Annotated in this window: 6 protein-coding genes; 5 read left to right on the plus strand and 1 reads right to left on the minus strand. The window is 75.0% G+C overall.

What is annotated here, in order from left to right; all coding sequences use genetic code 11:
• Positions 1–29 precede the first annotated feature (29 nt).
• The 3 genes from GSF22_RS30870 to GSF22_RS30880 all read left to right on the plus strand — a co-directional run bounded on the left by GSF22_RS30870 (position 30) and on the right by GSF22_RS30880 (position 2,177).
• Positions 30–260, plus strand: coding sequence for a hypothetical protein (locus GSF22_RS30870; protein WP_208817439.1), 231 nt, complete (start codon positions 30–32; stop codon positions 258–260).
• Positions 257–784 (plus strand): PH domain-containing protein, encoded by a 528-nt coding sequence (locus GSF22_RS30875; protein WP_307804478.1) that lies wholly within the window; start codon positions 257–259, stop codon positions 782–784. The genes GSF22_RS30870 and GSF22_RS30875 overlap by 4 nt, the downstream gene beginning before the upstream one ends.
• Before the next feature lie 70 nt (positions 785–854).
• Positions 855–2,177: a PH domain-containing protein gene (locus GSF22_RS30880; RefSeq protein ID WP_208817440.1), complete on the plus strand. Its 1,323-nt coding sequence runs from the start codon at positions 855–857 to the stop codon at positions 2,175–2,177.
• Here GSF22_RS30880 and GSF22_RS30885 read toward each other — a convergent pair.
• Positions 2,110–3,189, minus strand: a complete 1,080-nt coding sequence (locus GSF22_RS30885) for a phosphatase PAP2 family protein (RefSeq protein WP_208817441.1) — start codon at positions 3,187–3,189, stop codon at positions 2,110–2,112. The two genes, GSF22_RS30880 and GSF22_RS30885, sit on opposite strands and share 68 nt — an antisense overlap.
• A gap of 150 nt (positions 3,190–3,339) precedes the next feature.
• Here GSF22_RS30885 and GSF22_RS30890 point away from each other — a divergent pair, with 150 nt between their 5' ends.
• Both GSF22_RS30890 and GSF22_RS30895 read left to right on the plus strand, forming a co-directional pair.
• Complete coding sequence (locus tag GSF22_RS30890; RefSeq protein WP_208817442.1) at positions 3,340–3,744, plus strand: thioesterase family protein; 405 nt, start codon at positions 3,340–3,342, stop codon at positions 3,742–3,744.
• The gene (locus tag GSF22_RS30895; protein WP_208817443.1) at positions 3,741–4,574 is read left to right on the plus strand and encodes an MBL fold metallo-hydrolase; all 834 of its coding nucleotides are present in this window, start codon (positions 3,741–3,743) and stop codon (positions 4,572–4,574) included. The genes GSF22_RS30890 and GSF22_RS30895 overlap by 4 nt, the downstream gene beginning before the upstream one ends.
• Positions 4,575–4,683: the final 109 nt, after the last annotated feature.

The following is a 4,683-nucleotide window of genomic DNA, read 5'->3' on the forward strand; positions in this document are numbered from 1 at the left end:
CTCCCCACCCGGCGCCGTAGACTCCCCGGGTGACCGAGACCCCACCCGCGCTTTCGGCACCGGTCTGTTCGGCCCGGGGTTGCCGGGCGACGGCGGAGTGGGCCCTGCGGTGGAACAATCCCCGGTTGCACACCCCGCAGCGGCGCAAGACGTGGCTCGCCTGCCCGGAGCACCGGCCGACCCTCGGGGCGTTCCTCGACGCACGCGGGTTCCTGCGTGAGGTGTTGCCGGTCGCGCCATCGCCTACGCTCGAAGCGTGACCGAGGAGACCGTACCCGCGCCGGATCCCGGCCCGCCCGACCCGTTGGCGCCGTGGCCGGACACGGTGCGCTGGCAACGGGTCTCCCGGGACCTGATCTGGGTCGAACTGCTCCGGCTCGCCCTCGGACTGACGGTGCCCCTGGTCGGCCTGGCGGCAGGTTGGGCGTTGAGCGGCCACGGACTGTTCGGTGCCGGGATCCTCGCCGTCGCGCTGCTCGGCGCCTGGCGGGTCGTGGCGATCGTCCGCGCCGTGGGCGCCTGGGGGTACGCCGAACGGGCCGACGACCTGCTGGTCCGGCACGGCCTGCTGGTCCGGCGGCTGTCCATCGTGCCGTACTCGCGGATGCAGTTCGTCGATGTCAGCGCCGGGCCGCTGGAACGCGCCTTCGACCTGGCCACGGTGCAGCTGCACACCGCCGCCGCAGCCAGCGACGCCCGGGTACCGGGGCTGCGCCCGGCGGAGGCGGCCCGGCTGCGGGACCGGCTCACCGCGCTCGGCGAGGACCGGGCGGAGGGGCTTTGACCAGCGGGCGACCGGCTCCCGGAAGCGGAGAGGCCGTCGGCCGGGGGCGGGCCACCAGGGGAGCGGCGCGGTGAGCGAACCGGTCGTGGCCGAGCCCCGCCGCCGCCTGCACCCGCTCAGCCCGGTGCTCCAGGGCGCCAAGTCGATCGTCGTGGTGATCGCCGCGCTGTCCTGGTCGACGCTGAGCCGGGTCGGGCTCGGCTGGTTCGCCGCGATGGTCACCGTGCTGGTCCTCGGCGCCACCGTGCTGGCGGTGGTGAGCTGGTACAACACCGGTTACCACGTGGTCGGCCGGGAGCTGCGCATCCACGAGGGACTGCTCTGGCGGCGGACCCGGGCGATCCCGCTGGAGCGGTTGCAGGCCATCGAGGTGGTCCGCCCGCTGCTGGCCCAGTTGACTGGTCTGGCCGAGCTGCGGCTGGAGGTGGTCGGCGGGGGCAAGACCGAGGCACCGCTGGCCTTCCTGGGGGTCGCCGAGGCGGTCGCGCTGCGGGAGCGGCTGCTCCGGATCGCCGGCCGCGCCCCGGACGTCGTACCCGCGCCGGACGGCACGACCGAACCGGCCGCGCCACCCGCACCGGCCGGTTACGAGCTGCACGCGGTGGCCAACCGGGACCTGGTGACCAGTCAGCTGCTCACCCCGCAGGCGTTCATGCTGCCGTTCGGGCTCGCCTTCGTGCTGGCCCAGTTCCTGACCGAGGGGGTCTGGTCGTTCATCGCGGTGGCGAGCACCCTGACCGCGATGGCCGGGGTGCTGCTGCAACCGGCCCGTCGGGTGCTCGACGACTGGAACTTCCGGCTGGCCCGCGACGAGGCCGCCCTGCGGGTCCGGCACGGCCTGCTGGAGACCCGCGCCCAGACCGTACCGCTCAACCGGGTGCAGGCGGTCGGGGTGACCTGGCCGTTGCTCTGGCGGGCGAAGGGCTGGCTACGGCTGCGGCTGGAGGTGGCCGGTTACTCGGCCGGCGAGCCGGACGACCGTAACCGGCCGGACCGGCTGCTCCCGGTCGGCGACCTGCGCACCGGTGAGCTGGTCGTCGCCGAACTGCTGCCGGGGGTACGCCTGGTCGACCTGCCGCTCGTCCCTCCGCCACGCCGGGCCCGCTGGCAGCATCCGCTGGCGCTGCGGGTGATCGGTGCCGGCCTGCACCACCGGGTCTTCGTAGTACGCCACGGCCTGCTCACCCGGCAACTGGTGATCGTGCCGTACTCCCGGATCCAGAGCGTGCGGGTGGTGCAGGGGCCGGTACAGCGCCGGCTCCGGCTGGCCACCGTGCACGTCGACACGGCCGGCGGGTCGGGCGCGGCGGCGGTGGACCGGGACCTCACCGAGGCGTGGGCGATGGCTGCGGAGCTGATCGACCGGGCGCACGCCGCCCGTCGGGCCGGCTGACCGGCCGTTCCGAGGGCGGCGTCGGGACGGCGTCCGGCGTTCCGGCGGCACCGGTCGTCCCCCGGCGCGCCTGCCGGGCGGCCCACCAGCGTTCGCCCCACCCGACCGCCAGGAAGGTCATCCCCACGTACGCCCAGCCGACCAGCACGTCGATCACGTAGTGCTCGCCGGAGTAGACCAGGGTGAAGGTCATCGCCAGCGGGTACGCCAGCAGCAGCGGCCACCAGCGGCGTCGGGTGGAGCGTAGGAAGAACAGCACGACGAAGAGCGCGAACGCGGTGTGCAGCGACGGCATCGCGGCAACCGGGTTCGAGGCGATCTGGCCGGCGTTGAGCAGGTTGCCGGCGCCGTGCATCCCGAACGCCTTCCAGCCCCGGGTGGAGATCCGGGCGACCTCCTCCAGCAGCCCGTACTGGGCCGCCCACCAGGGCGGGGCGGCCGGGTAGAGGAAGTAGGTGACCAGGCCGGTGGCGCAGAGGAACGCCCAGCGGCGCATGAACGCCGCCCAGCGGGCCCGTTCCCGCAGCCAGAGCACCACGGCGGCGGCCAGCGCGACCACGAAGTGCGAGAAGTAGACCCAGCTGGCCACCACGTCCCACCACTGCACCTCGGGGCGGTAGAGGTGCTCCTGCAACCAGACGGTCGGCACCTCACCCCCGGTGGCCCAGCCGAACATCCACACGTCCGCCATGATCAGCTCGATGGCGTGCGGCGTCGCACCGTTGTCGGCGAACCCCCGGGAGAGGTTGTACGCGGCGAGCAGGAGCACCACCGGCAGCCAGTCCCGGGCGAACCGCAGGTGCTCCCGCCAGGTCCGGTCGGGGCGCCAGGCGATGGTCGCCGTCCAGAGCCAGGCGAACGCGTAGAGCGGGTCGGTGGGCAGCCCGATGAGCAGCCAGCCGGCGACGAAGGCGACGCTCCAGACCGACATGGCGACCAGCCGCCGCCGGCCGCCCTCCACAGGCGGGGGCGGTCCGACCGGGGCGGGGGTGGAATCACTGACGGCGACCATCGCCGTCCAGGTTAACGGCGCCCGGCCGGACGGTGGCGGCGGCCACCCGGGCGGGACCGACGGTGGCCGCCCGGTACGGAGGCCCCGTGGTCACGGCCACCGGCCGGCGCCGTCCCCGACCGTACGGCGCGCAGCGCCTACGCTGTCGGCATGCAGGAGCAGCCGGATGCCGCGTTCCCGTCGGGGTTGACCGCCCGGGTGGAGCTGACCGTCACCGATTCGGACACCGCGCAGGCCCTCGGTTCGGGCGACGTACCCGTGCTGGGTACGCCCCGGGTCCTCGCCCTGGCCGAGGCGGCCACCGTGGCCGCCACCGCCGTGCGGATGCCGAGCGGGATGACCACGGTCGGTACCCGGGTCGAACTCGACCACCGGGCCGCCACCGTGGTCGGCCGTACCGTCGCCGCCCGGGCCACCCTGGTCGGGGTCGACGGGCGGCGGCTGCGGTTCGAGGTGACCGTGACCGACGGCGACGAGACGGTGGCCGAGGGCCGGGTGGACCGGGTGCTGGTGGACCGGCAACGCTTCGTCGCCCGGGCCAGCGGTACGGCGTGACGGTCGGGTTCGTCGAGATCGCCGACCGGGTGTTCGTGCTGCGGTACCCGGTGCTCGACGTGAACGTGACGCTGCTCGTCGGGGACGGCGCGGCGCTGCTGGTCGACACCCTCTCCACCGTGCGGCAGGCCACCGAGCTGGCGGGTGCGGTCCGCGCGGTCACCCCGCACCCGTGGGCGGTCGTCAACACCCACCACCACTTCGACCACTGCTTCGGCAACCGGACCCTGGCCGCCGACCCGGCCTGTCCGGTGTACGCGCACGAGGTGACCGCCCGGCTGCTGCGCGACCAGCCCGACGAGGTACGCCGGCAGGCCCACGCCGAGATGCTGCCCGAGCACCCGGTGCTGGCCGCCGAACTGGCGACCACCCGGCTGCTCGCCCCGACCGTGGCCGTGCACACCCGGACCACGCTCGACGTCGGCGGCCGGTCGGTGCTGCTGCGCCATCCGGGGCGTGGGCACACCGCCGGGGACCTGGTGGTCTACGCGCCGGACGCCGACGTGCTGGTCGCCGGGGACCTGGTCGAGGAGAGCGGTCCGCCGGCCTTCGAGGAGAGTTTCCCGCTGGACTGGCCGGCGGCGCTGGCGACGCTGATCGGGCTGTCCGGCCCGGCCACGGTGGTCGTACCGGGGCGCGGGTCGGTGGTGGACCTGTCGTTTGCCCGGGCCCAGCACGCCGAACTGACCGAACTGGCCGGGCTGATCCGGGCCGGGTACGCTGCCGGCCGTCCGCCCGGGGAGGTCGCCGCCGCCGCGCCCTTCGGGCCGGAATCGGCGCTGGTGGCGGTCCGGCGGGGCTACGCCCAGTTGGCTGCCGCCGCCGGCTGAGCCCCGGCGGCGGCAGCCGGCGGGGAGGACCCGACGGGGCGGCGCCGACGGCCCCCTCAGCCGGGGAAGCGTTCGGCGACCCGGGCCCGGGTGGGCATCGACACCGCAC

Origin of the sequence: Micromonospora echinofusca, from assembly GCF_017614955.1 — a bacterium.
Lineage (GTDB): Bacteria > Actinomycetota > Actinomycetes > Mycobacteriales > Micromonosporaceae > Micromonospora > Micromonospora echinofusca_A.